This is a genomic window from Rhizobium sp. HT1-10, assembly GCF_049472505.1.
Classification (GTDB): Bacteria; Pseudomonadota; Alphaproteobacteria; order Rhizobiales; family Rhizobiaceae; genus Rhizobium.
In genome coordinates this window covers 108,071-131,761 of the sequence record NZ_JBCEBQ010000006.1, presented here as the reverse complement: position 1 = coordinate 131,761, position 23,691 = coordinate 108,071, and the positions used below count along the sequence as shown (strand labels likewise).

The window sequence follows — 23,691 nt, the reverse complement described above, 5'->3', positions numbered from 1 at the left end:
ATGACAGAAAGACCGCCTGTCGCCATCATCATGGGCAGTCAGTCCGACTGGGAAACCATGAAGAACGCGGCCGACACGCTGGAAGCGCTCGACATTACCTATGACGCGCGAATCATCTCCGCCCATCGCACGCCGGACCGGCTGGTGCGCTTTGCCAAGGGCGCGCGCGACGAAGGCTTCAAGATCATCATCGCCGGCGCCGGCGGCGCGGCTCACCTTCCCGGCATGGCAGCCTCGATGACCTCGCTGCCGGTCTTCGGCGTGCCCGTGCAGTCGAAGGCGATGTCCGGCCAGGACAGTCTTCTGTCGATCGTCCAGATGCCTGCCGGCATTCCGGTCGGCACCCTCGCCATCGGTCGCGCCGGCGCCGTCAATGCGGCTCTGCTGGCAGCCGCCGTGCTTGCCCTCAGCGACGACGATATCGCCGACCGACTGGAAGAATGGCGGGCGGCCCAGAGCGCTGCCGTGGCTGAATACCCGATGGATGACCTATGACGGCAAGAACGATCGGCATCATCGGCGGCGGCCAGCTCGGCCGCATGCTCGCCATGGCCGCAGCACGGCTGAACTTCCAGACCATCATCCTTGAGCCGCAGGCCGATTGCCCGGCGGCACAGGTGGCGAACCGCCAGATCATTGCTGCCTATGACGACCCGGCAGCACTGGCGGAGCTGGCCTCCGCCTGCGATGTCGTGACCTACGAATTCGAAAACGTCCCCGTGTCTGCCGCCGAACTGCTGGCGCGCAGCGTCGCCGTCTACCCGCCGCCGAAAGCGCTCGAGATGGCGCAGGACCGGCTGACGGAAAAGCAGTTCCTCAACGAATGCGGCGTCCCGACGGCGCGCTTCCATGCCGTCGACAGCCAGGCGGACCTCGACGCGGGCATTGCCGATTTCGGCGGCCAGGGCGTGCTGAAGACGCGCCGGCTCGGCTATGACGGCAAGGGACAGCGCGTCTACCGCTCGCTCGCAGACAGCACGGAGGGTGGTTATGCCGCACTGGGCAACGTCCCCCTGATTCTCGAGAGCTTCGTGCCCTTCGAGCGCGAAATCTCGATCATCGCTGCCCGCAATCCGGAAGGATCGATCAGGAGCTACGACCCGGCTGAGAACGTCCATCGCGCCGGCATCCTGCACACTTCCACCCTGCCCGCCAACCTGTGGCCAGACACGGCGGCGGCGGCGGCCTCGGCAGCGGAAACCATCCTCACCGCACTCGACTACGTCGGCGTCATCGGCATCGAGTTCTTCGTGCTGCCGGACGGTGGCCTGATCGCCAACGAAATGGCGCCGCGCGTGCACAATTCCGGCCACTGGACGGAGGCGGCCTGCGTCATCTCGCAGTTCGAGCAACATATCCGCGCCGTTGCCGGACTGCCGCTCGGCAATCCCGCCCGCCACGCAGCGTGCGTCATGCAGAACCTGATCGGCGACGACATTCACTCGGTGCCGGACTGGCTGGCCCGCGACAACACCCTTGTTCATCTCTACGGTAAGACAGAAGCCCGGCCCGGTCGCAAGATGGGTCATGTCACGACCCTTCTTTAGTCCGGGAGGGGCCGATTGCGACGGGAAAAACCCCGGATAGTCGGTTGACACGGCCGAAGCGACACGGTATTTGCTCCCCACCCTAAAAGAGCGCGCCACGAGCGCGCTTTTGATTGTTAAAAGATACGGGCGAATGTGACATTCCCCCTAAAACCTCGCGGATCGAAAAAATGAAGATCAAGAATTCGCTCAAGTCGCTCAAGGCTCGTCACCGCGACAACCGTCTCGTCCGTCGCAAGGGCCGCGTCTACATCATCAACAAGCTGAACCCACGCTTCAAGGCTCGTCAGGGCTGATTGACGCGATGCGGTTTGCTTGCCCATTGCGCTGCGGATCTCGCGCGCATGGGACAAAGACCGGATTTCGGTCGGCATGACGCGCAAGCAAATTCGTTTTGATATCCGGCGCTGGCGGGCTACTATGCCCGCCATGCTCGTTTTTGCCTTGCGCCTTTTTATTCCGCTGATGCTCGCAATTGTCGCGCCACAAGTGGCTGCGGCCGAAGACACACGGATTGTCGAGCAGCAGGACCCGGCAGCGTCCCCGGAAAAGCGCCTCGACGCGCTGTTCACCGCGCTCCGCCGCCAGCACGATCCCGACCAGGCCGCCTCCATCGCCAATCAGATTAAGATCGAATGGTCGCAATCCGGCAGCGCGACGGTCGATCTCTTGATGCAATGGGCCGGCAAGGCCATCGCCGAGAAGCGCAACGCCGCGGCATTCGATTTTCTCGATCAGGTCATCGCCCTGCAGCCGCGCTATGTCGACGGCTGGAATCAGCGCGCGACGCTGAACTACGCGCTCGGCGACTACAACAAATCCATGGCCGATATCGAACAGGTGCTGCGCATAGAACCCCGCCATTTCGGGGCGCTTGCCGGCATGGCCGCGATCTTCAGCGAAAACGGCAAGGACCAGCAGGCGCTGGAAATCTGGCAGCGATTCCTCGCCATCTACCCCGCCAGCCGCGCCGCCCAGCAGCAGGTCGATCAACTGACCGAGAAACTGGCCGGCACGCGGACGTGACAGGCAACCGATTTGCTCCCCGGAACGTATGAAGGCAATAAGCCCGGCGATCCGACGTCGGGCATCCCACGGGTCGCCTGTCGATGCTGATTGTCCTTATCCTGCTGGCCTCGCTCATTGCGCTCGCCTTCGCCTATACAGCCGCAAAAGTCCGCACCATCGAGAAGCGATACCCGAACATCGGCACCCTGACCGACATCGGCGGCATGCGAATCAATGCGCTTTACCTTCCCCGCCCTCCGGGCGCCGACCTGCCGCCGCTCGTCTTCATCCACGGCGCCAGCGGCAATCTGCGCGACCAGATGCATGCCTTCAGAGACCCCCTCGAGGGCCGTGCCGAAATGCTCTTCGTCGACCGCCCCGGCCACGGCTATTCCGAACGCGGCGGCCCGGACAATGGGTTCCCCTCGGGACAAGCCGATGCCATCGCGGCGCTGATGGACAGGCTTGGGATCGGCCCGGCCATCATCGTCGGCCACTCCTTCGGCGGCGCGATTGCCGCCGCCTTCGCCGTCCGCCACCCGCAGAAGACAGCCGCCCTGCTGTTCCTCGCCCCCGCCACCCACCCCTGGCCCGGCGGCGTCGATTGGCACTATACGCTGGCCGCGATGCCGGTCATCGGTTGGCTGTTCGCCAACCTGCTGGTGATTCCTGCCGGCCTGAGGAAGCTGGAGCGCGGCACCGTCGGCGTTTTCAGCCCGGACCCGAGGCCCGACGGCTACGTCGAGAAAACCGCACCGGCCCTGGTGCTGCGCCCGACCGTCTTCCGCAACAACGCCCGCGACGTCGTCAACCTGCTCGGCTACGTCACCCGCGAAGCCCCGCGCTACCGCGAGATCACGGCTCCCACCGTCATCATAACCGGCGACCGCGACGACGTGGTGCTGGCCGAACTGCACTCGATCGGCCTCGAGCGCGACATCACAGGCGCCGAACTGATCACCATCCACAACCTCGGCCACAAGCCCGATTACATCGCCAACGACGTCGCCATAGCAGCGATTGAGCAGCTGGCTGGGATGCCGCAGGACTTGCGGGAGATGGGGCGACAGGCGGAGATGCGGATTGCCCATATGCTGGAAAAATCGGAACCTTAACTTCCTCCGATCGTAAGCTCCTTTTCGTCCGTGCCGTGCCTGATGGCCGCAAGCGACGGATGCAAGGCTTCCAGGATGATTTTGGCCAGGCGCTCTGTCGCGGGGCTTTGTTTCGACGCCGCCCGGTGCAGAAGGAGTTCGAGGCTTGGCAAGGGTGGCAGGCCGAGTTCGCCTGATGACAAAGGCCGCACCGTCGCGGGCAGGCCAAGCGGCGTGCGCACGGTGATCCCCAGCCCCGCCGCCGTCGCAGCCCACAAACCGCTGAGACTGGGACTGACGAATGCAATGCGCCAGCCGACTCCGGCTTGTTCAAGCGACTTCGTGGCCGCAGAGCGCAACAGACAGGGCGCCTCCAGCGTCGCAAGCGGCATCGGCTCAACGCTGTCGGTCGTCCAGCCGACACGCCCCTCACGCGGCCCCACCCAGCACATTGGCACCGCGCCCACCAGCGTGCAGTGATCCGTGCGATCGCCATTGCCCCAGGCCAGCGCCAGATCCAGCTGCCCCGATCTCACCCGCTCCATCAATTCCGCGTTGCGCACCACCCGTGCCTCTATCCTCACCTTCGGATGGGCGCGGGCGAAGCGTCCGAGCACCTCAGGCAGCAGCGCCTCGCCAAAATCCTCCTGCAGGCCAAGCCGCACCCAGCCCTCGAGCTCAACACCCTGGACCGCCGTCAACGCCTCGTCGTTGAGCGTCAGCAAACGCTGCGCATAGACGAACATCGTCTCGCCGGCTTCCGTCAGCGCCAGTCCACGACCCGCCTTGCGAAAGATTGGCCGCCCCACCTGGTCCTCGAGCTTCTTGATCTGGGCACTGACGGCGGAAGTCGACCGACCGACATGGTCAGCCGCCCTCGCGAGCGTGCCGAGCTTTATGCCGGCGACGAAGCTTCTGAGGACGTCGAGGTCGAAAACGGTCGTACCCATGGCATCATCCAGTTTTTCAGGAATGTCGGCGCAGTTATATCTGATTATCGGGACAATGAAACTCTGCGATAAAGGTGCAAAGTTCACCCACAGCCAGCAAGTACCCGACAACACCGGATAAATCCAATGATCGCCATGCAGTACAGCTTCCCCCTCCCCGCCGACTACGACATGGACATCGTCGATGCCAGGATCCGCGACAAGGGTCCTCTGCTCGACGACTTCCCGGGCCTCGTCTTCAAGGCCTATCTGACCGCCCGCAAAGGCGATCCGGTGACGGGATCGCGCGACAATCTCTATGCGCCCTTCTATGTCTGGCAGGACGGCGGCGGCCTGAACGACTTTCTCTGCGGCCCGGGCTTTGCCGGAGTCAGCGCGGCCTTCGGCCGACCACAGGTGAAGACCTGGATTTCTTGGCAGACGGCAATCGCCAAGGATATCCGTGAGGCCCGCTTCGCCACCAGAGATGTGACCGACATCGGCCCCGGTGCGGATCTCGGCGTAGCGCGCGCGCAAAACAGCGCAGCGGCCCTGGCCGATACCGAAACCGGCGGTGCCCTCGCCTCGGTCTCCGCCTGCGATCCCACGGGCTGGAAGCGGCTCCGCTTTCGCCTGTGGAAGGACCTGCCCCAGCAGGCGCTGGACGCTGGCACCCTCGCCTATCGCCTCGGGCACCTGTCGCTACCGGAGCACGGATGAAACCATAGTCCTTCTGTCAGCGCGAAATTCTGTCACCGGGACAATGTCGTTGTTTTGCGCGACAGGCGAACGAACTATGCAGGAGGTGCTCTTCCTTCAACAGAGGTCACCCATGGTCGATATCGCAATGATCGAAGCTGCCCGCGTCCGGCTGTCCGGCAGGGCGCGGCGGACGCCGCTGCTGTCTTCGCCCTTCCTCGACGAAATCGCCGGGCGGCGTCTGTTCGTCAAGGCCGAGTGCCTGCAGCACACCGGCTCCTTCAAGTTTCGCGGCGGCTGGTCGGCGATCTCGGCGCTCGAGCCGGAGGCCCGCAGCCGTGGGGTCATCGCCTTCTCCTCCGGCAACCATGCCCAGGGCGTCGCCCTTGCCGCCCGCATGCATGGCATTCCCTGCGTCATCATCATGCCGTCGGATGCCCCGAAGCTGAAGATCGACAACACCCGCGCCTTCGGTGGCGAGGTCGTGCTCTATGACCGGGCCAGCGGCAATCGCGACGAGATCGGCGCGCGGCTCTCGGCGGAGCGCGGCCTGACGCTGATCCGGCCCTACGACGAACCCATGGTTATCGCCGGACAGGCGACGACCGGCCTCGAGATCGCCGACCAGGCCCGCGAGGAAAATATAGAAGCTGCCGACGTGCTGGTACCCTGCGGCGGCGGCGGCCTGACCTCCGGCATCGCCCTGGCGCTGGAAGCGCGGGCGCCATCGATGCGGGTCCGGCCCTGCGAACCCCAGGGCTTCGACGACGCAACCCGCTCGCTTGCCTCAGGCCAGATCGAGCGCAACGCAACCCTCCAGGGCTCTGTCTGCGACGCGATCATTACGCCGCAACCCGGCACCATCACCTTCCCGATCATGCAGCGCCTCTGCGGCCCGGGCCTGGTGGTCTCCGACGACGAAGCCATGGAAGCCGTGGCGCTTGCCTTCACCCGCCTCAAGCTGGTGGTCGAGCCCGGCGGCGCGGTCGCCCTCGCCGCAGCTCTGTTCCGCCGTGACGAAATTGCCGGCGATACCGTGATCGCAGTCGCCTCCGGCGGCAATGTCGATGACGAGGTCTTCCTGCGTTCGCTGAACCGCTGACCGGCGTGCCCATCGCCATGCCCGCAAACGTAGCGAAGCCCGATGTTTGTCGCACCGGCCCCGCAACTGCTGACAAAGGTATTACCAAACAACTCCGCAGGTCACTTGGAAAATTGATCCGGTTGCGAAACTCCCCTCATCCTCGCCCTTATGGCGGGGATCTAGCCAGCTCAAGTCCTTGAGCTGAAAGAGTCTTTTGACCCGACAGACGTCGTTTCGCTGGATTCCCGCCACAAGGGCGAGGATGAGGGAGAACGGGGTATCGCTCTCGTCAAACAAGCCTCTTTAGAATTTGTCAGCAGTCTAAGAAGCCCGATGCTTTTCAGCACCGGGCCCCGCAATGTATAAACGCACAATCCGCCTACTTGGCCGACACACGCCAGAGGGAATTGCCGGCATCGTCGGCAATCAGCAGGCCGCCGGTCTTGTCGACTGCCAAGCCGACCGGGCGGCCGCGTGTCTTGTCGTCCGCACCCATGAAGCCGGTGACGACGTCCTGCGGCTTGCCGTTGGGGCGACCGTCGGCGAAGGGAATGAAGACCACCTTGTAGCCGTTGAAGGTCTTGCGGTTCCAGCTGCCATGCTCGCCCACGAAAGCGCCGCCCTGATAGGCCGCCGGCAGGTTACTGCCGGTGTAGAACACCATGCCGAGCGGTGCGACGTGCGAGCTCAGCGCGTAATCGGGAATGACAGCCTTCTCGACCAGGTCGGGCCGCTGCGGCATGACGCGGGGATCGACGTTCTGGCCGTAATAGCTGTAGGGCCAGCCATAGAAGGCGCCGTCCTTCACCGAGGTCATGTAGTCAGGCACCAGGTTCGGGCCGAGCTCGTCGCGCTCGTTGATGACGGCCCACAGCGCTTGGGTCTGCGGCTCGAAAGTCAGCCCGTTCGGGTTGCGCAGGCCCGTTGCGAAGAGGCGCGAACGGCCTGTTTCCCGGTCGACTTCCCAGATCGCAGCGCGGTCCTTTTCGGCCCCGATGCCATTCTCGGTGATGTTGCTGTTGGAGCCGACGCCGACATAGAGGAGTTTGCCGTCAGCGCTGGCAACCATGCTCTTCGTCCAGTGATGGTCGATCGGGCCGCCCGGCAGGTCGACGAGTTTCACACCCGGCTCGGTGATCTTCGTAGCGCCCGGCGTATAGGGAAACCGCATGATCGCATCTGTATTGGCGACGTAGAGATCGTTGCCGACCAACGCCACGCCGAAGGGCGAATTCAGCTTATCGAGGAACACCTCGCGGACTTCAGCGACACCGTCGCCGTCCGCATCGCGCAACAGCGTGATGCGATTGCTGGCTTCCTGCGGCGGGCTTGCCGTTGCGAAGGATTGGACCCAGCCCATGATGAGGTCCTTGGGGCGCTTGATCGAGGCTGCCGGCGGCGCGACGGATTCCACCACCAGGACGTCACCGTTCGGAAGCACATAAGGCTGGCGCGGATGCACGAGGCCGGACGCCATCGCCTGAATTTTCATGCCCTCGGGCACGGTCGGCGTCTCATCCTTCTTCCAGCCGACGACAGGGGCGATATGCATCGGCGGCACGAGGTACTGGGACTGGGCCGGCAGCGGCGGATTGGCGCCGATTTCGTTGGTCGGCTCGGGCTCGTCGCCGCAGCTGGCAAGCACGAGCATCGAGGAGCCTGCCAGCGCCAGGGCGAGCGAGCGGCGGATAGTCACGGGGGACATCATGGTACGGTTCATTCGACGACTCCAAGGTCACGACGATAGACCGCAGCGCGGCCCATCACTCCACCCAGGATCAGAACGACAAGGGTTGCGGCAGAAAGGACGAGGCCCATCGGAACCACCGAGGTCCAGGCATCCCGGCTATGGATCAGCGCATTGAAGAAGGCGATGACGAGGCCAACGCCGTTGCCAAGCACATAGACGACCGAAAGCCTGTTGACGCCAACGAGGCGGCCGATGAAGAAATCGACGAGGCAGAGGATCGCTGCCACCACGCCGACAACCAGGCCGGCGGTCAGGAGCCAGGCCGAAAAATCGGCCCACATGATCTCTGCGGTCCGGAAGTAGGTGATGTCGGTAATCATCGTGCCGATGAAGCAGGCGACCGCGAAATGCCAGAGGGGAAGGAAGAGCGGCGGCCTGACCAGCCGCACGGGGTACATAATGGGATCAGTCATGGTTTTCTCTCATTGCCGGCAAATTGCCATAATCACCCAACCTGAGAGAGCGCCTTTCGTTCCAATTTTCCTGCCGGATGCCTGGTGCCCACAACGCAAAAAGCTCCCGCCAGGGGAGCTTTTGAGACTGCTGATAAACCCTGAAGAAGCTTGTTAGACGAGAGCAGTATCCTAAGCTCCCTCATCCCTGCCCTTGTGGCGGGGATCCAGCGACACGACATCTGTCGTGTCAAAAGACCCTTTCAGCTCATGGACTTGAGCTGAAAGGGTCTCCGCCACAAGGGCGAGGAAGAGGGGCGTTTGGTAACCGGCTCAATTTCTAAAGTGACCTGCAGAGGTGTTGGAGAATACCTCTGTCAGCCGACCCAAAGCTCCCTGTCGGGAGCTGCTCGCCATATGTGCCGAACGATGTTCCGTCAGCCGCGGCGCGTGAGAGAGAACTGCGAACCGCTATCGGACGTGCAGTTCAGCTGGTTGGAATTGACCAACGCGCAATTGACCTTCGACGTCGTCTTGCGAACCAGCGACGTCATGTTGATCTCGACGAGACCCGGGGCTGTGTTGGTGTAGGTGCCGGACGCCAGCAGCTGGTTGGAATCCGTCGTGCGGGTGGAGAAGCCGCCGCCCTGGAAGGTCGAGATGATGCCGTTCGGATCGGCCCAGGTTCCGTCGACGGTCTGCGGCGCCTGGCGGGTCGCCACCTGCATGGGCATCTGGCGCGGACCCTGATCCATACAGGATGCGAGCGACAAGGCCGAGACTAGGAGGGCAAGGCTTGCTTTGATCTTCATGGTACTTCCCCGAAATTCAGAATCGGCATCTGCCGCACACTTTGGAAAAAGATGGAGCGGCACCCCCTTGAAAGCAAGGCTCGGATTCCGTCTCCGTGGATTTATCCTTCAGGCGTAACAAAAATGCCCGCACGGTCGGTGCGGGCATTTGCAGATGCTAATCAGGCAGTCTTATCAACGAACGAGAACGTTCTTGAACTGCCAGGGATCGTTGGTGTCGATGTCCTCAGGAAACAGGCCGGGACGACCGGTGAGCGGCGTCCAGTCCGTGTAGTGGCCTTCGACCGGGCCGAGGTACGGCATCTGCACTTCGAGGCAGCGCTTGTAATCGATCTCGTCGGCTTCAACGATGCCGGCGGTCGGATTTTCCAGCGCCCAGACCATGCCGGCGAGAACGGCCGAAGTCACCTGCAGGCCGGTGGCGTTCTGATACGGCGCGATGCGGCGGGTTTCTTCCAGCGACAGGCGCGAGCCGAACCAGTAGGCGTTCTTGTCGTGGCCATAGAGCAGCACGCCGAGTTCGTCGACGCCGTCGACCAGCTCGTTCTCGTCGAGAACGTGCATGACCGGCTGGGCATTGCCGCCGTTGCCGAACATCTCATGCAGCGACAGGACAGCGTCGTTGGCCGGATGATAGGCATAGTGGCAGGTCGGACGGTAGGAGACGTCGCCGTCCTTGTCTTTCACCGTGAAGTAGTCGGCGATCGAGATCGACTCGTTGTGGGTGACGAGGAAGCCGTACTGCGGGCCGGGCGTCGGGCACCAGGTGCGGACGCGGGTGTTGGCGCCGGGCTGCTCGAGGTAGATGGCCGCCTGGCAGCCCTTCTTGTGCTTCTTGGCGTTCTTCGGCATCCATTCTTCATGGGTGCCCCAGCCGAGTTCGGCCGGCTGCAGGCCTTCCGAGATGAAGCCTTCGACCGACCAGGTGTTCCAGAAGACGTCCATTGGCTTCGGGTTCTTGGTCAGCTGGGTGTCGCGTTCGGCAATGTGGATGCCCTTGACGCCGACCTTCTTCATCAGCTTCGCCCAGCCTTCGCGGTCGTGCTGATCGGGCTCGTCGAACTTGATGTCGAGATCGTTGGCGAGATTGACGAGGCCCTGCTTGACGAACCAGGACACCATGCCCGGATTGGCGCCGCAGGTGGAAACAGCCGTGGTGCCGCCCGGGTTCTTCTTCTTCTCGTGGCGAACGGTTTCGCGCAGCGCGTAGTTGGTGCGGTCAGCGTTCTTCATGTTCTTGTCGAAATAGAAGCCGAGCCATGGCTCGACGACGGTGTCGATGTAGAGAACATCGAGCTTGCGGCAGAGCTTCATCAGGTCGAGCGAGCCGGTGTCGACCGACAGGTTGACGCAGAAGCCCTGGCCTTCGCCTTCGGTCAGAAGCGGCTTCAGCAGCTCCTTGTAGTTTTCCTTGGTGACGTATTCCTTGATGTGACGGATGCCGTGCTCGGCAAGAATGGCCATGTCGCCTTCGTGTTCACGCGGGTCGATGACAACCATCCGGCTCTTGTCGAATTTGAAGTGGCGCTCGATCAGGGGCAGCGTGCCGCGGCCGATGGAGCCAAAGCCGATCATCACGATCGGGCCGGTTATTTCGGCATATACCGGGTAGTTTTCTTGCTTCATTCTTTTTCTCCTTCAAAGAGCGAAGGCTCTCCGATGTGCATCATTCATCAATAGGTGTGCTTGACGGCGGGGTGAAGGGCTCTAATCACAAAAACCTGTCACAATAAAGGGTCGACGCGTTCATATCATCTATCCGTGCCAGTGCCACCACATCTAATCACCGCACAAAATTCCGGCCATGTTGCCGAACGATCTGCCGTTTGTTAAACTCCGATTTAGGGGTTTGGAGAGCGGATCATGTCGGACAATACGGTATTCGTACATCTTTCGGATGACACGAAACGGCGACTTGATCGCCTTTCTCAAGCAACCGATCGCTCGGCCACCTCGATCACTGCCGAGGCGCTTGAGGCATATCTGGCCCAACAGGAATGGCAGATCGCGGCCATCGATGACGCGATCCGCCTTGCCGAGAGCGGCGAATTTGTTTCCCATGAGGCGATGAAAAGCTGGCTGACCTCCTGGGGGACTGCGGAAGAAACTTCAGCGCCGAGGCCGCTCACTCGCAAGACAGCGCAGTGAACGTCGTTTGGGCCGAAGCCGCCGTCGCGGATCTGGTTGCCATTCGCCTCTTCATCGCTGATCACAATCCCCAAGCGGCCAGTTCTGTCGCGGCAAGACTATTGCGTGCCGTGGATCTCTTAAGAGATCGACCACGCCTTGGCTTTGGCACACATGTTGAAGATGTCCGGAGACTGATAGTCAACCAGTCGCCATACTCGATCATCTATCGCATCGCTGGGAACGATTTGCAGATCATCGAGATCTTCGACGGGCGCAAGTTTGCGCCTCGAACCAATATAAAGGGCTGACCCTACCGCTTCAGTAGTTCGAGTCCCTCGACCGTCCTTGTCAGACCGATCTCGGTGATCTCATAGCTCGCGACGCCATGCAGGGTGAAGGGATCGGCCGCCGCATAGGCCTCGATCTCGCTCCGATCGCCGATGGCAAGGATCACGCCGCCGGTGCGCGGCACCTTGCGGCCGGAGGCGAGGAAAGAACCCTTGTCATAACCTTCCGCCACCCAGGCCATATGCGCCTCCATGACCTTATCGGCTTCTTCGTTGCTCTTCAGATAGGTCAGGGAGAGGATGAACATGAAGCCCTTTCGGCGTTTGGATCGGATGCTGCAAGAAAGAATGCATAGTGCAAAAATGCCAGGCGACGCAATTCCTTCTGAGGCTCGGACATCGAACGTTGCCGGCGGGTCCTGAACTCTCGCCGCTCCGCCTCGCGTTTCACTCGTCAGCGACGAGCACCGCAGGGATCAAGCCGCGCAGGGAGTTGCCGACAAGCAGCTTCCCGTTGGCGAGATCGGCGAGCGCCAGCCGACCGGTCCGCGCCTTGCGCGCGCAAATCAACTCGTTCCGCAACACACCGGCCAATAGGCCGCAGGCAATCGGCGGCGTGCGCAGGAGGCCTGAACCGTCGTCGACGAAGACAGAGGTAATCGCCCCCTCGCAGACCTCATCACTTTCGTTGAGCAGAAGAACCTCGTCGGCCTCGGTCGAGCTGAACTCGGCACGAGCGCGCTCATAGACCGCGCGAAGGGTGGTTTTGGCACGAAGCAGCGTGTCGCCGGAATCAAGGCGCGTCTGCGCAACGCGCACCCGCCAGACCGTGCCCTCGGCGAGCGGCACGAAGTCTGCCCTGGTGACGGCGATCCGGCCGGCGCGATCGAAGGTCAGGCGGACCCGCTGCGGGCCGATGGTGTCGGCAACGGCATCGGCAAGGCGTGCGGCAACGTCTTTCGGGTGCGGAAAGCCCAGCCGTCGGGCCGAGCGCTCGAGCCGGGCCAGATGCAGGCGCAATCGGATGAAACCGGCACCGGGGTCATAGCGCAGGGTCTCGATCAGCGAAAAATCCGCTACCGGACGATCCATGCATCCCCCACGGCAAACCGCGCCTTCAGCAGACACTCCTCGTATTCGGCCTCGGCGGTCGAATCGAAGACGATGCCGCCGCCGATGTTGAAGGTCGCCCTGAAATCGGCAAACAGCGTGATGGTCCGGATCGCCACGGAGAAGCGCATGGCGCCGGAGGGCGCAATCATGCCGATGGCGCCGCAATAGGCGTCGCGCGGGCCGGCCTCCAGCCCGTGCAGGATCTCCATCGCCCACAGCTTCGGCGCGCCGGTGACCGAGCCGCAGGGAAACAGCGCGGCAAAGACGTCCCGGATGGAGAGATCCGGCAGCAGCTTTGCCTGCACGTGGCTCACCATCTGGTGGACGGTCGGATAGGTCTCGATGTCGAACAGTTTCGGAACCTCGACGCTGCCCGTCTCCGAAATCAGCGAGATGTCGTTGCGTAGCAGATCGACGATCATCCGGTTTTCGGCCTGGGTCTTGCCGTCGCTGCGCATCGCCTCGATGATGTCGGCGTCTTCCGAAGGCGAAGCGCCGCGCGGCGCGGTGCCCTTCATCGGATGGGTTTCGATCCAGCCGTGGTCATCGACCCGGAAGAACAGTTCCGGCGAGCGCGAGAGAATGACCGGCCCGCCGAGATCGACCAGCGCCCCGTATCGGACCGGCTGGCGCTCGATCAGCGACCAGAAGGCGGCACGTGGATCGCCGTTCCAGCGCGCCGTAACCGGCGTAGTGAGATTGCCCTGGTAGCAATCGCCCTTGCGGATATGCTGGTGCAGGCGATCGAAGCGGGCTTTGTAGGCCGCAAAATCCCAGGCGGCCCTCGCCTCCGTCAGGAAGGCCTCGTTCTCCATGCGCTGGAGCGGCTGCGAAAGCGGATGGTCCGCCGCGGCCGGACCATCGAAGACACCGAAGACCATCAACGGCGTCTGGCGACCCTCATCGATCAGCGGCGCCAGCCTGCCTTCGAAGGCATAGCCGGCCTCATAGGCCATATACCCCGCCAGCCACCGGCCCGCCGCCTTCTCCCGCTCCATCCGGTCGAGACCGGCGAGCACCTCGGCGGCCGTATGGGCGACGATGATGTCGACCGGCTCGGCAAACAGCATCACCTCGCCGGTCGTGTCGTCGCGAAACAGGATGGAGGGTTCGTGGGCCATGCAGGCTTTGGTGCCTCCTACTCCGCGTCGAGCGCCTCGAGTTCGTCGATCAGCCCCTCGATCATCGAAAGCCCCCTCGCCCAGAACGATGGATCCGTGGCATCGAGGCCGAACGGCTTCAGCAGCTCGGAATGATGCTTGGTGCCGCCGGCCTTCAGAAGCTCGAAATACTTGTCCTGGAAGCCCGGTTCGGCCTTCTGGTAGACGGCATAGAGCGAGTTCACCAGGCAATCGCCAAAGGCATAGGCATAGACGTAGAAGGGCGAATGGATGAAGTGCGGGATGTAGGTCCAGTAGGTCTCGTAGCCCTCGGAAATGCGGATCGCCGGCCCGAGGCTTTCCTCTTGCACCGACAGCCAGAGCGCACCGATATCCTCCGACGTCAGCTCGCCGTCCTTGCGCGCGGTGTGCAGCTTGCGCTCGAATTCGTAGAAGGCGATCTGGCGCACGACCGTGTTGATCATGTCCTCGACCTTCTGGGCGAGCATCGCCTTGCGCTCGCGCTTGTCCGTGGTCTTTTCCAAGAGCGCCCGGAAGGTCAGCATCTCGCCGAAGACGGAGGCGGTTTCGGCAAGCGTCAGCGGCGTCTGGCACATCAACGCGCCCTGACCGCCGGCCAGCACCTGGTGCACGCCGTGGCCGAGCTCATGGGCGAGCGTCATCACGTCGCGCGGCTTGCCGAGGTAATTGACCAGCACGTAGGGGTGGGCGGAGGGAACGGTCGGATGGGCAAAGGCGCCGGGTGCCTTGCCGGCCCGTGCCGGTGCGTCGATCCACTGCTCATCGAAGAAGCGGCGGGCAATGGCCGCCATCTCGGGGGCGAAGTCGTTATAGGCCGACAGCACCGTTTCCTTGGCGTCGCCCCAGGGGATCAGCGCATTCGATGTTTCCGGCAGCGGCGCGTTGCGATCCCAGAAATCCATCTGCTCCATGCCGAGCCACTTGGCCTTCATCTTGTAATAGCGGTGCGACAGCCGCGGATAGGCATCCCGCACGGCAGCAGCCAGCGCGTCGACCACCTCGCGCTCGACCCGGTTGGCCAGATGCCGCGAATCGGCGATGTCCTTGAACCCGCGCCAGCGGTCGGAAATATCCTTGTCCTTGGCGAGCGTGTTGGTGATCAGCGTGAAGACCCGCAGATTGGCCTTGAAGGTCTTGGTCAGTGCCATCGCCGCCTTTTTGCGCACGGCGGTGTCGGGGTCCTGCAGAAGGTTCAGCGTCATCTCGAGCGCCAGCATCTCGCCATCAACCTCGAAGCGCAGCTCGGCCATCGTCTCGTCGAACAGCCGATTGAAGGCGGCGGACGAGGTCATCGATTTTTCGAGGAACAGCTGCTCCAGCTTGTCGTCGAGCTGGTAGGGCTTGTCCTGCCGGAGGTCGACAAGCCATGGGCGATAGTGGCCGGCCAGCGGATCGTTCTGCATGCAGGCGTCGATCAGCACGTCGTCGAGCCGGTTGAGTTCCAGCGCGAAAAACAGCAGGTGCGAACTGTATTCCGTGAGCTTCGCCTGCACGTCGCCATAGAGCTTGCCGTTGGCCGGGCTGCTGGTGTCGGAGAAATAGGTGAGGCCGGCAAACGAGGCGATCCGCCCCATCAGGTCGTCCAGCGCTTCGTATTCGCGCAGCGCAGCGCCGATGCCGGCATCGCCGGTGGCCATGGCGGCGGTGCCGAGCTTGCCCTTCCACTTCTCGGCAAAGGCGACCGACAGCGTCGCGGCCTTTTCCAGGTCGCCGATAAAGGCCGGGGATGTCGCCGAGGGGTAGAGATCGCCAAGCTTCCAGACCGGCAGATCGCCGAGCGCTGCTTCGGCATTGGCTTTAACACCGACATCAGCCGAAAGGTTAAGACGGGCGTGGAGGGAATGGCGGCTCATGGGCAGTTATCCTCTGCTTTTCCTGGTCTGGCACATCATCTGCCGTGTCTAATGGGCCGGGACGATGGCGGCAAGGCGATTTTGGCGCCTAAATCAGGCGGCTGTCGGCAGCGGCGCTGATCGTCCAATGATTAAAATGCGTTTATTTCTCAAAACTGGATGTTCAATCCTGTCTGGCAAGGTCGCGTGAAGTTTCGCATGAAGTGAGGCACTCATGACCATACATAATGACGCCAAGGTCGGCGCCCAGATTCTAATCGTCGAGGACGACCCCGTTCAGCGCCGGCTGTTGAAGAACGCCGTCGAGCGGCATGGCTATGCCACGCTGCTGGCCGAGAACGGTCGGGTCGGGCTCGAAGTGCTGAAAGAGAACAGCGGCCGCGTCAACGTCATCGTGCTCGATCTGATGATGCCGGAGATGGGGGGGCTCGAATTCCTGGCGGCTCTGCACGAAATGGGCACCGACGTTCCCGTCATCGTCCAGACTGGTCAGGGCGGCATCGAAACCGTGGTGCAGGCGATGCGCGCCGGCGCCTTCGATTTCGTCGTCAAGCCGGTTTCACCCGAACGCATCGCCAGCGCTATCTCGGGCGCTCTCAAGCTCGACCATCGTGAGGCCAAGGCGCGTGCCGGTCGCAAGATGCGCTCCGGCACCATCGGCTTGGACGACATCATCTCCGCCAGCCCCGCCATGCTGCGGATCATCGACCTTGCCCAGCGCGCCGCGCAGTCGACCATTCCGGTCGTGCTCGAGGGCGAATCGGGCGTCGGCAAGGAACTGGTCGCCCGCGCCATCCAGTCGGTCAGCGACCGCTCCACCAAACCGTTCATCACCGTCAACTGCGGCGCCATTCCACACAATCTGGTCGAGAGCATTCTCTTCGGCCACGAAAAGGGTGCCTTCACCGGCGCCACCGAACGGCACATCGGCAAGTTCATGGAAGCCGACGGCGGCACCCTGTTCCTCGACGAGGTCGGCGATCTGCCGGTCGAGGTTCAGGTCAAGCTGCTGCGCGCCGTCCAACAGGGCGAAATCGAAACGATCGGCGCCCGCGTTCCCCACAAAGTCAACGTCCGCCTGATCTCGGCCACCAACAAGGACCTCATCGAAGAAGTGAAGGCCGGCCGGTTCCGCGAGGACCTCTACTACCGCCTCAACGTCTTCCCGATCACCATACCGGCCCTGCGCCGCCGTAAGGAAGACATCCCGCATCTGGTGCGCGTCTTCGTCGAGCGGTTTTCGGCCGAGCAGAAGGTCGGTCACACGCTCGGCATCAGCGCCGGAGCAATGGCCCTGCTGACGGCCTACGACTGGCCGGGCAACATCCGCCAGCTGGAAAACGCGATCTTCCGGGCGGTGGTACTGGCCCACGGCACCGACCTCGTCGAGGCCGACTTCCCGCAGATCGCCGCACAACTTCCGGGTTACCTCACCTCCGAGCAAATGGCTTCGGGCGGCATCATTCGCCGGGCGATGGGCGAAGGCGGACTGTCGCTGGTCGGCGGCAGCGAGACCGATTTCGACCGGGACCAAGAGGCCGAATCATCGGCACCGCATCATCATGAAACGGCGGAATTCTCCATTCCGGACAATCAGATCGCCAGTACTGGCCCCTCGGGCGAGGTCCGCAAACTGGCCGATGTCGAGGAAGAGCTGATTCGTTTCGCGCTAAAATTCTATCACGGCCAGATGAGCCAAGTCGCGCGGAAGCTGGGTATCGGCCGCTCCACACTCTACCGAAAGCTGAAGGATTACGGGATCGATCCAGACGATCCCCAGAAAAACGCCGCATGATCGATTTCTTAACGTTCGAGCAAGCATATTTGGTTACTGGTCGTAAAGCTCTTGTTAGTGCATCGTTCACTATGTAAGAAGTGGTTGAACATGTGTGGCATTTTTGCCATCGTGTGACCGCAATTGACAGACATTTGGAACGTGATGCGGCATTTGCTGTCGGACGGGGATCGACTTGCAGAAACTGAATGGAAATAACAAGCTCAACAGCTTGACCTGGCGTACCGTGTGCTCGCGGATCTGCATGAAGACGGCCAAGGCTCTAGCCATTGGCGCCGTTGCCATCGCGGTCTCGACGCCGGTCTTTGTCGGGGGTCCATCTCAGGCCGAGGGCGAGACGCGCAGCCTGAAAATCTACTACGTCCACACCGGCGAAAAGGCCGTCATCACCTACAAGCGCAACGGCAAGTTCGACCCCCGTGGTCTGGAACAGCTGAACCGCATCCTGCGCGACTGGCGCAAGAATCAGCCGACCAAGATGAACCCGCGCCTCTTCGACCTCATCTGGGAAGTCTACCGCGAAAGCGGCTCGCATGAATTCATCAACGTCGTCTGCGGTTTCCGCTCGCCCGACACCAACGAGATGCTGCGCACCCGCAACGCCCATACCGGCGTCGCGAAGAAGAGCCAGCATATGCTCGGCAACGCGATGGACTTCTACATTCCCGACGTCAAGCTGACAAAACTGCGCGAACTCGGCATGAAACTGCAGACCGGCGGCGTCGGCTATTATCCAACCTCAGGCTCGCCTTTCGTCCATATGGACGTAGGCGGCGTGCGTGCCTGGCCGCGCATGGATCGCCAGGATCTGGTCCGCCTGTTCCCGAACGGCAAGACCATGCACATCCCGGCCGATGGCAAGCCATTGCCCGGCTATGAACAGGCGGTTGCCGACTACAAGCGCCGCATGTCCTCCGACGACATCCAGATCGCCAGCGCGTCTCCGACCAAGCATCGCGGCTTCTTTGCGACGCTGTTTGGCGGCGGTGGAGCCGACGAGGCCGAAGACAATTCCGATTCGGAGAGCACGCCGACCGCTACGGCCACGGCAACAGCATCTCCGCGCCAGCAGGCTCCGGCCGTGGTCCAGCCGTCGGATGACGACGCGCCGCAGACGGCGGTTGCAAGCCTTAACGCCCCGATCCCGGCCGTTCGCCCCTCCTTCGGCACGACCGCCGGCAGCGAAGTGGCCTCCGCCCTGGTTTCGCCAAGTCGCAATCCCGCCCAGGATGCCCTGGCTGCAGCCCTGCCCGCCAATGGCGCGGCCTCCGGCTCGCAGTATACCGACCTGAGTTCGTTCAGCGTGCCGACGCCGTCGCTGCTCGGCCAGCGCCGCGCCCCTGGCGATGCCGAAATGCTGACCGCATCGTCTCACCCGATGAATTCACAGGCTGACTCGCCGCTGACCTCCGTGCCGGTTCCTGTCGAGCGTCCGGCCGTGGCTGAAAACCTCCTTGCATCCGCCCAGTCGGATACCGAAGCCGAGGATGATGCGGCCGATCAGGGCGCGCTTTCGCCCTCCGTCGTCGCCGCCCTCGATCAGCGTCGTTCCGACGAGGACATGCTGAAGGCACTGGCCGCAACGCCGATGCCGCCGGCAGCCCAGGCGATTGCCGCCGTGACGCCGCAGGTTGTTCCCACCGCCACCCCGCAGGTCGTGCCGATGCAGCGTCCTGCTCAGCGCCAGACACCGGCCTCCGTGCCGATGGAGATGGCAGCACTGGTCCCGCCGACAAAGATTGCCCCGGCGACGAGCGGTGTGCGCTTCTACGACGCGTTTGAGGTCCCAACCGCCGCCGAAAACAACATCGCCGCCGGCATACCGACCAAGGGCGGACGCCCGAGCAAGCAGGACGCCGTCGTGGCAACAGCCGGGCGCGCCACCGTCCGCACCGAGCCCAAGCTGACCGAAAAGATGGTCGAGCACTGGGCATTGAGCAACGCCCGCCTCGAAACCGTCGGCCGCGCCGTCAAGGCCCCGCGCTTCGTCAGCCAGCAGCTGCGCGCCCAGCCGACCACCGTCTATACCGAAGGCTTCAAGCAGCAGACTGCCGCGATCGATCCGGAACGCTTCAACGGCTCCGCGGTCAACTTCCTGCCGGTCAAGAAATTCGACACGCTGCAATAGCCGAACGATTGCCTGAACAAAAAATCCCGCCGGAGCGATCCGGCGGGATTTTTGTTTGGGTCGTTCGCAGGCAGCGTGCCGCCGGCCGTTCCGCCGGCGGCAACGACCGATTATTCCATGCCCAGGGCAGCCATGTAGGTCTGCAGGATGGTTTCTTCTTCCATGCGCTCGTTGGCATCCTTCTTGCGCAGGCGGATGATGGTGCGGATGGCCTTGGTGTCGTAACCGCGGCCCTTGGCTTCGCCCATGACGTCCTTGATGTCGCCGCTGATGGCGGCCTTTTCTTCTTCCAGACGCTCGATGCGCTCGATGAACTGCTTCAGTTCGGCAGCCGCGACCGGCTCTGCGCCCATTACTTCACTCATGGATCTCTTTCCTCAATAGACAGACAAGGGGCCGTAAAACGCAAGGCGCTGGCCGGCAACCGTGTCGACGGCAGGGGCCGCTCGTTGGACGGACGGATTGGTTTGATCGGGGCATGACGTGCCGCGAACGGCGCTGGAGGTCAAGCCGATTTGCTAAAGCTTGATCTATTCTTTTGGCTTGTTGGTTTCAAAAGCGGCTTTTTGCACAGGCGTCGCCTCCGTCTGGTGGAGGCTCTGCCACGCGTCATAGGGCATGCCGTAGATGATCTCGCGCGACTGATCCTTTGTGAGCGGCACCCCGGCTTCGCCGGCCGCCTCCCCATACCATTTCGACAGGCAGTTGCGGCAGAAGCCGGCGAGGTTCATCAGGTCGATGTTCTGGACGTCGCCGCGTTCGCGCAGGTGGCCGACCAGACGACGGAAGGCAGCCGCCTCGAACTCGGTCTGCTGTTCCTGGCTGAGTTCGGTCATCATGTTCTCCTTATGCATAGGGGCCGGTGCGCGACGGGAAGATCTGGTAACGGTGCAGCGCGGGGTCAGCGTTCATGGCAGCAAAGATGGGCGCCAGCCGGTCAGCCCATTCGGCCACGCCGGCAGCATCACCGATCAGATCCTGGCGGACTTCGAGCAGCGTGTGCGGGATGCCCGTAACCATACAATGGCGATAGAGCGTGTCGCCGCGAAGGGCACCGTCATAGGGCTCGTTGTCGCCGACGACCAGTCCCTCGGCACGCAGCATCGACAGCAATGGCAGCACGGCGCGATCATCGGTATCCCAGAGCACCGCTGCATGCCATGGCCGGGGCACGCCCTTCCAGGCCGGCGTATAGGAGTGCAGCGACAGCACCAGTGGTGCCTTACCGCTTGCCGCAGCGACGCTGGCGATGGTTTCGCCGACCGCCTGGTGGTAGGGCCGGTGATAGCTGGCGATGCGGTTGTCCCACTCGGCGGCCGAGATCGGATGGTTGCCGGGAATGATGGCGCCATCGGAGATCTTCATGATCAGCGTCGGGTCATCCTCGCCGCGGTTCGGGTCGATGAGCAGTCGCGAAAAGCCGCCGAGCACAGCCGGCACGCCAAGCCTTGCGGAAAGGCTTCGGCAGAGGCTCTCGACACCGATGTCATAAGCGATGTGGCGCTCGAAGGCCGCGGCCGGTAGGCCGAGCTGATCGTAACGGGGCGGCAGTCGATTCATCGCGTGATCGCCGAGGATCACCATGCCGCTGTCACGATTGCCGTCTAGGATTTCGTAAGCCTTGAAGTCATCCATGCGCGATTACTGCCGGCCTCATTTCAGTCCGCTGCTTGATCGCATGCGGGACGGTATGGCGCAAGGTTCGCATCCGATCGCGGCGGCAATAGGGTCGCCGATGACAAAGGCGTGAACGAATATAATCGATTAGCATTGCGTTGACATTCCGGGGACGGCAGCGCAAGAAGACGGGAGAACGAATAATCATGGAGCCCATTGGAAGCAGTGTCCAGCCAAGTCGCGCCCAGTTTCGTTAAGCGGTCCAGACCGCTCGTCAAGCTTGCCCTTTTTGCCCTGGCCGCAGCCTCGCCATTTGTCCTGCCGAACGTTGCGCTCGCAGATTTCCGCGTTTGCAACGGCACGCAAAACCTCGTCGGCGTCGCCATCGGCTATCGCGCCAAGCAGGGTTGGGTGACGGAAGGATGGTGGCAGGTCCCGGCCACCACATGCGCCACGCTGATCGAAGGTCCGTTGCAGTCGCGTTACTACTATCTCTACGCCGAGGATGCTGCCCGTGGCGGCCGCTGGACCGGCAATGTTGAAATGTGCGTGGCTGAAAACGAGTTCAAGATCGAGGGCGTCAAGGACTGCTATGCCCGCGGTCACCAGAAAATGGGATTCAAGGAATACGACACGGGGAGGCAGGCGAGCTGGATGGTTCAGTTGTCCGATACCCCGGGAAGCCAAGAAAGCCAGAATTGATGAAACGCAATAGAAACGTCAAAATCCTCGCCACCCTCGGTCCCGCTTCTTCTGACGAAGCGATGATCCAGAAGCTGCACGAAGCAGGCGCCGATCTGTTCCGCATCAACATGAGCCATTCCAGCCATGAGATGATGCGCACCCTGGTCTCGCGCATCCGCGCCGTCGAAGCCCGCTGCGGCCGGCCGATCGGCATCCTCGCCGACCTGCAGGGCCCGAAGCTGCGCGTCGGCAAGTTCGCCGACACCAAGGTCACGCTCGTCCCCGGCCAGACGTTCACGCTCGACGGCAACGACACGCCGGGCGACAACACCCGCGTCTTCCTGCCGCATCCGGAAATCCTGGAATCGGTCAAGGCCGGCGACCGCCTGCTGATCGACGACGGCAAGCTCTACCTGCGCGCCGAAGCCTGCGACGGCAAGACGATCGTCACCAAGGTCGTGTCTGGCACCACCATTTCCGACCGCAAGGGTGTCAGCCTGCCTGATACCATTCTGACGGCTGGCGTTCTGACCGACAAGGACCGCCTCGACCTCGACGCCGTTCTCGCCGTCAACGATGTCGATTGGGTTGCCCTCTCCTTCATCCAGCGCCCGGAAGACCTGACCGAAGTGCGCAAGATCGCCGGCGGTCGTGTTGGCCTGATGTCGAAGATCGAAAAGCCCCAGGCTCTGGAGCGGATCGACGAGATCATCGAACTCTCCGACGCCCTGATGGTTGCCCGTGGCGACCTCGGCGTCGAAATGCCGCTCGAAGCCGTTCCCGGCATCCAGAAGCAGCTCATCCGCGCCTGCCGCAAGGCCGGCAAGCCTGTGGTCGTCGCCACCCAGATGCTGGAATCGATGATCTCGGCCCCGGTTCCGACCCGCGCCGAAGTATCCGACGTCGCCACCGCCGTCTTCGAAGGCGCCGATGCCGTCATGCTGTCGGCCGAATCCGCCTCCGGCGACTATCCGGTCGAAGCCGTCTCCACCATGGCCTCGATCGCCCGCACCATCGAGCGCGAGCCGCATTATCCGGGCATCATCTACGCCCAGCGCCCGCAGCCGGAAGCAACCGGCGCCGACGCTATTTCGCTGGCCGCCCGCCAGATCGCCGAAACGCTGAAGCTGACCGCCATCGTCTGCTACACGTCATCGGGCGGTACGGGCCTGCGCACCTCGCGCGAACGCCCGAACGTGCCGATCCTGGCGCTCTCGCCGAGCGTCCAGACGGCTCGCCGCCTGTCCGTCGTCTGGGGACTGCATTGCGTCGTCACCCACGATGCGACCGACCTCGACGATATGGTCAACCGCGCCTGCCGCATCGTTGTCGGCGAGGAATTTGGCAAGCCAGGCGACCGCATCATCATCTCGGCCGGTGTACCGCTCGGCACGCCCGGCGCCACCAACATGCTGCGCCTGGCCTATATCGGCTCGGACGGCCAGGGCGGCGTCTGATTGTCAGTTTCTGGTTAATGAAAAGCCCGCTGCCTTTACCCGAGGCGGCGGGCTTTTTGCATGGGCGCGACCGATAGACGTCGAAGGTGCCGCGTGCTGGGAGGTTGCACCCGGGCGCGAACACCATCATTGTACGTCTGCCATGAAGTGGCTCTAGGAGAGACGGTTGG

25 protein-coding genes are annotated in these 23,691 nt (G+C 62.9%); 13 read left to right on the top strand and 12 right to left on the bottom strand.

Features of this window, described 5'->3' with window-relative positions; all coding sequences use genetic code 11:
• From purE to VH564_RS16535, 5 genes are all read left to right on the top strand, one after another.
• Positions 1 to 495, top strand: a complete 495-nt coding sequence (gene purE / locus VH564_RS16555; protein WP_423340956.1) for a 5-(carboxyamino)imidazole ribonucleotide mutase — start codon at positions 1 to 3, stop codon at positions 493 to 495.
• A complete protein-coding gene (locus tag VH564_RS16550) occupies positions 492 to 1,547 on the top strand; it encodes a 5-(carboxyamino)imidazole ribonucleotide synthase (protein WP_423340955.1) in 1,056 nt (351 codons plus the stop codon). Before purE ends, VH564_RS16550 begins: the two co-directional genes overlap by 4 nt.
• A 170-nt stretch (positions 1,548 to 1,717) precedes the next feature.
• Positions 1,718 to 1,843, top strand: coding sequence for a type B 50S ribosomal protein L36 (gene ykgO / locus VH564_RS16545; protein WP_037069952.1), 126 nt, complete (start codon positions 1,718 to 1,720; stop codon positions 1,841 to 1,843).
• Positions 1,844 to 1,967: 124 nt separating this feature from the next.
• Complete coding sequence (locus tag VH564_RS16540) at positions 1,968 to 2,573, top strand: hypothetical protein (RefSeq protein WP_423341091.1); 606 nt, start codon at positions 1,968 to 1,970, stop codon at positions 2,571 to 2,573.
• A gap of 83 nt (positions 2,574 to 2,656) precedes the next feature.
• Positions 2,657 to 3,670, top strand: coding sequence for an alpha/beta fold hydrolase (locus VH564_RS16535; RefSeq protein ID WP_423340954.1), 1,014 nt, complete (start codon positions 2,657 to 2,659; stop codon positions 3,668 to 3,670).
• Here the strand turns inward: VH564_RS16535 and VH564_RS16530 are convergent.
• On the bottom strand, positions 3,667 to 4,599 hold the full coding sequence (locus tag VH564_RS16530) for a LysR substrate-binding domain-containing protein (protein ID WP_423340953.1): 933 nt from the start codon (positions 4,597 to 4,599) through the stop codon (positions 3,667 to 3,669). The two genes, VH564_RS16535 and VH564_RS16530, sit on opposite strands and share 4 nt — an antisense overlap.
• A 126-nt stretch (positions 4,600 to 4,725) precedes the next feature.
• Between VH564_RS16530 and VH564_RS16525 the strand changes: the two genes are divergently transcribed.
• Positions 4,726 to 5,298 (top strand): DUF4865 family protein, encoded by a 573-nt coding sequence (locus VH564_RS16525; protein WP_423340952.1) that lies wholly within the window; start codon positions 4,726 to 4,728, stop codon positions 5,296 to 5,298.
• Positions 5,299 to 5,410: 112 nt separating this feature from the next.
• A complete protein-coding gene (locus tag VH564_RS16520) occupies positions 5,411 to 6,379 on the top strand; it encodes a threonine ammonia-lyase (protein WP_423340951.1) in 969 nt (322 codons plus the stop codon).
• Positions 6,380 to 6,740: 361 nt separating this feature from the next.
• On the opposite strand, the gene VH564_RS16515 is transcribed toward VH564_RS16520, so the two are convergent.
• The 4 genes from VH564_RS16515 to VH564_RS16500 form a co-directional block, all read right to left on the bottom strand.
• The gene (locus VH564_RS16515; protein ID WP_423341090.1) at positions 6,741 to 8,066 is read right to left on the bottom strand and encodes a PQQ-dependent sugar dehydrogenase; all 1,326 of its coding nucleotides are present in this window, start codon (positions 8,064 to 8,066) and stop codon (positions 6,741 to 6,743) included.
• 11 nt (positions 8,067 to 8,077) lie between these two features.
• Positions 8,078 to 8,524, bottom strand: coding sequence for a DUF2231 domain-containing protein (locus tag VH564_RS16510; protein ID WP_423340950.1), 447 nt, complete (start codon positions 8,522 to 8,524; stop codon positions 8,078 to 8,080).
• A 416-nt stretch (positions 8,525 to 8,940) separates the two neighbouring features.
• A complete protein-coding gene (gene omp10, locus VH564_RS16505; RefSeq protein ID WP_423340949.1) occupies positions 8,941 to 9,315 on the bottom strand; it encodes an outer membrane lipoprotein Omp10 in 375 nt (124 codons plus the stop codon).
• A gap of 174 nt (positions 9,316 to 9,489) precedes the next feature.
• A complete protein-coding gene (locus tag VH564_RS16500; protein WP_423340948.1) occupies positions 9,490 to 10,941 on the bottom strand; it encodes a homospermidine synthase in 1,452 nt (483 codons plus the stop codon).
• Between the two features lie 237 nt (positions 10,942 to 11,178).
• Between VH564_RS16500 and VH564_RS16495 the strand changes: the two genes are divergently transcribed.
• Together VH564_RS16495 and VH564_RS16490 are read left to right on the top strand one after the other, a co-directional pair.
• On the top strand, positions 11,179 to 11,463 hold the full coding sequence (locus VH564_RS16495) for a CopG family ribbon-helix-helix protein (protein WP_423340947.1): 285 nt from the start codon (positions 11,179 to 11,181) through the stop codon (positions 11,461 to 11,463).
• Complete coding sequence (locus tag VH564_RS16490; protein WP_423340946.1) at positions 11,460 to 11,753, top strand: type II toxin-antitoxin system RelE/ParE family toxin; 294 nt, start codon at positions 11,460 to 11,462, stop codon at positions 11,751 to 11,753. The genes VH564_RS16495 and VH564_RS16490 overlap by 4 nt, the downstream gene beginning before the upstream one ends.
• Before the next feature lie 2 nt (positions 11,754 to 11,755).
• On the opposite strand, the gene VH564_RS16485 is transcribed toward VH564_RS16490, so the two are convergent.
• From VH564_RS16485 to VH564_RS16470, 4 genes are all read right to left on the bottom strand, one after another.
• Positions 11,756 to 12,040 carry a YciI family protein gene (locus tag VH564_RS16485; protein ID WP_423340945.1) on the bottom strand — a complete coding sequence of 95 codons (285 nt, stop codon included), beginning with the start codon at positions 12,038 to 12,040 and terminating at the stop codon, positions 11,756 to 11,758.
• A gap of 139 nt (positions 12,041 to 12,179) precedes the next feature.
• A complete protein-coding gene (locus VH564_RS16480; protein ID WP_423340944.1) occupies positions 12,180 to 12,824 on the bottom strand; it encodes an aminotransferase class IV family protein in 645 nt (214 codons plus the stop codon).
• Entirely contained in the window at positions 12,809 to 13,966 is a 1,158-nt protein-coding gene (locus VH564_RS16475; protein ID WP_423340943.1) for an aminodeoxychorismate synthase component I, read from the bottom strand. The genes VH564_RS16480 and VH564_RS16475 overlap by 16 nt, the downstream gene beginning before the upstream one ends.
• A 17-nt stretch (positions 13,967 to 13,983) precedes the next feature.
• Positions 13,984 to 15,840: a M3 family oligoendopeptidase gene (locus VH564_RS16470; RefSeq protein WP_423340942.1), complete on the bottom strand. Its 1,857-nt coding sequence runs from the start codon at positions 15,838 to 15,840 to the stop codon at positions 13,984 to 13,986.
• A 214-nt stretch (positions 15,841 to 16,054) separates the two neighbouring features.
• On the opposite strand from VH564_RS16470, the gene VH564_RS16465 reads away from it, so the two are divergent.
• Together VH564_RS16465 and VH564_RS16460 are read left to right on the top strand one after the other, a co-directional pair.
• Positions 16,055 to 17,635: a sigma-54-dependent transcriptional regulator gene (locus tag VH564_RS16465; protein WP_423340941.1), complete on the top strand. Its 1,581-nt coding sequence runs from the start codon at positions 16,055 to 16,057 to the stop codon at positions 17,633 to 17,635.
• A gap of 175 nt (positions 17,636 to 17,810) precedes the next feature.
• Complete coding sequence (locus tag VH564_RS16460; protein WP_423340940.1) at positions 17,811 to 19,763, top strand: DUF882 domain-containing protein; 1,953 nt, start codon at positions 17,811 to 17,813, stop codon at positions 19,761 to 19,763.
• Between the two features lie 110 nt (positions 19,764 to 19,873).
• On the opposite strand, the gene VH564_RS16455 is transcribed toward VH564_RS16460, so the two are convergent.
• The 3 genes from VH564_RS16455 to VH564_RS16445 form a co-directional block, all read right to left on the bottom strand.
• Positions 19,874 to 20,128, bottom strand: coding sequence for a DUF2312 domain-containing protein (locus VH564_RS16455; protein WP_111222345.1), 255 nt, complete (start codon positions 20,126 to 20,128; stop codon positions 19,874 to 19,876).
• A gap of 165 nt (positions 20,129 to 20,293) precedes the next feature.
• On the bottom strand, positions 20,294 to 20,599 hold the full coding sequence (locus VH564_RS16450; RefSeq protein ID WP_423340939.1) for a DUF1244 domain-containing protein: 306 nt from the start codon (positions 20,597 to 20,599) through the stop codon (positions 20,294 to 20,296).
• A 10-nt stretch (positions 20,600 to 20,609) separates the two neighbouring features.
• Positions 20,610 to 21,398 carry an N-formylglutamate amidohydrolase gene (locus VH564_RS16445; protein WP_423340938.1) on the bottom strand — a complete coding sequence of 263 codons (789 nt, stop codon included), beginning with the start codon at positions 21,396 to 21,398 and terminating at the stop codon, positions 20,610 to 20,612.
• A 198-nt stretch (positions 21,399 to 21,596) separates the two neighbouring features.
• Between VH564_RS16445 and VH564_RS16440 the strand changes: the two genes are divergently transcribed.
• Together VH564_RS16440 and pyk are read left to right on the top strand one after the other, a co-directional pair.
• Complete coding sequence (locus VH564_RS16440) at positions 21,597 to 22,082, top strand: DUF1036 domain-containing protein (protein ID WP_423340937.1); 486 nt, start codon at positions 21,597 to 21,599, stop codon at positions 22,080 to 22,082.
• Complete coding sequence (gene pyk / locus VH564_RS16435) at positions 22,082 to 23,521, top strand: pyruvate kinase (RefSeq protein WP_423340936.1); 1,440 nt, start codon at positions 22,082 to 22,084, stop codon at positions 23,519 to 23,521. The genes VH564_RS16440 and pyk overlap by 1 nt, the downstream gene beginning before the upstream one ends.
• Positions 23,522 to 23,691: the final 170 nt, after the last annotated feature.

Bases quoted from the DNA above. Each gene is read 5' to 3' on its own strand.
- ykgO (WP_037069952.1), top strand. From the start codon at position 1,718: ATGAAGATCAAGAATTCGCTCAAGTCGCTCAAGGCTCGTCACCGCGAC.
- VH564_RS16530 (WP_423340953.1), bottom strand. From the start codon at position 4,599: ATGGGTACGACCGTTTTCGACCTCGACGTCCTCAGAAGCTTCGTCGCC.
- VH564_RS16475 (WP_423340943.1), bottom strand. From the start codon at position 13,966: ATGGCCCACGAACCCTCCATCCTGTTTCGCGACGACACGACCGGCGAG.
- VH564_RS16480 (WP_423340944.1), bottom strand. From the start codon at position 12,824: ATGGATCGTCCGGTAGCGGATTTTTCGCTGATCGAGACCCTGCGCTAT.
- VH564_RS16495 (WP_423340947.1), top strand. From the start codon at position 11,179: ATGTCGGACAATACGGTATTCGTACATCTTTCGGATGACACGAAACGG.
- VH564_RS16450 (WP_423340939.1), bottom strand. From the start codon at position 20,599: ATGACCGAACTCAGCCAGGAACAGCAGACCGAGTTCGAGGCGGCTGCC.
- VH564_RS16515 (WP_423341090.1), bottom strand. From the start codon at position 8,066: ATGTCCCCCGTGACTATCCGCCGCTCGCTCGCCCTGGCGCTGGCAGGC.
- VH564_RS16520 (WP_423340951.1), top strand. From the start codon at position 5,411: ATGGTCGATATCGCAATGATCGAAGCTGCCCGCGTCCGGCTGTCCGGC.
- VH564_RS16510 (WP_423340950.1), bottom strand. From the start codon at position 8,524: ATGACTGATCCCATTATGTACCCCGTGCGGCTGGTCAGGCCGCCGCTC.
- omp10 (WP_423340949.1), bottom strand. From the start codon at position 9,315: ATGAAGATCAAAGCAAGCCTTGCCCTCCTAGTCTCGGCCTTGTCGCTC.
- VH564_RS16535 (WP_423340954.1), top strand. From the start codon at position 2,657: ATGCTGATTGTCCTTATCCTGCTGGCCTCGCTCATTGCGCTCGCCTTC.
- VH564_RS16540 (WP_423341091.1), top strand. From the start codon at position 1,968: ATGCCCGCCATGCTCGTTTTTGCCTTGCGCCTTTTTATTCCGCTGATG.
- pyk (WP_423340936.1), top strand. From the start codon at position 22,082: ATGAAACGCAATAGAAACGTCAAAATCCTCGCCACCCTCGGTCCCGCT.
- VH564_RS16525 (WP_423340952.1), top strand. From the start codon at position 4,726: ATGATCGCCATGCAGTACAGCTTCCCCCTCCCCGCCGACTACGACATG.
- VH564_RS16500 (WP_423340948.1), bottom strand. From the start codon at position 10,941: ATGAAGCAAGAAAACTACCCGGTATATGCCGAAATAACCGGCCCGATC.
- purE (WP_423340956.1), top strand. From the start codon at position 1: ATGACAGAAAGACCGCCTGTCGCCATCATCATGGGCAGTCAGTCCGAC.
- VH564_RS16445 (WP_423340938.1), bottom strand. From the start codon at position 21,398: ATGGATGACTTCAAGGCTTACGAAATCCTAGACGGCAATCGTGACAGC.
- VH564_RS16465 (WP_423340941.1), top strand. From the start codon at position 16,055: ATGACCATACATAATGACGCCAAGGTCGGCGCCCAGATTCTAATCGTC.
- VH564_RS16455 (WP_111222345.1), bottom strand. From the start codon at position 20,128: ATGAGTGAAGTAATGGGCGCAGAGCCGGTCGCGGCTGCCGAACTGAAG.
- VH564_RS16485 (WP_423340945.1), bottom strand. From the start codon at position 12,040: ATGTTCATCCTCTCCCTGACCTATCTGAAGAGCAACGAAGAAGCCGAT.
- VH564_RS16550 (WP_423340955.1), top strand. From the start codon at position 492: ATGACGGCAAGAACGATCGGCATCATCGGCGGCGGCCAGCTCGGCCGC.
- VH564_RS16470 (WP_423340942.1), bottom strand. From the start codon at position 15,840: ATGAGCCGCCATTCCCTCCACGCCCGTCTTAACCTTTCGGCTGATGTC.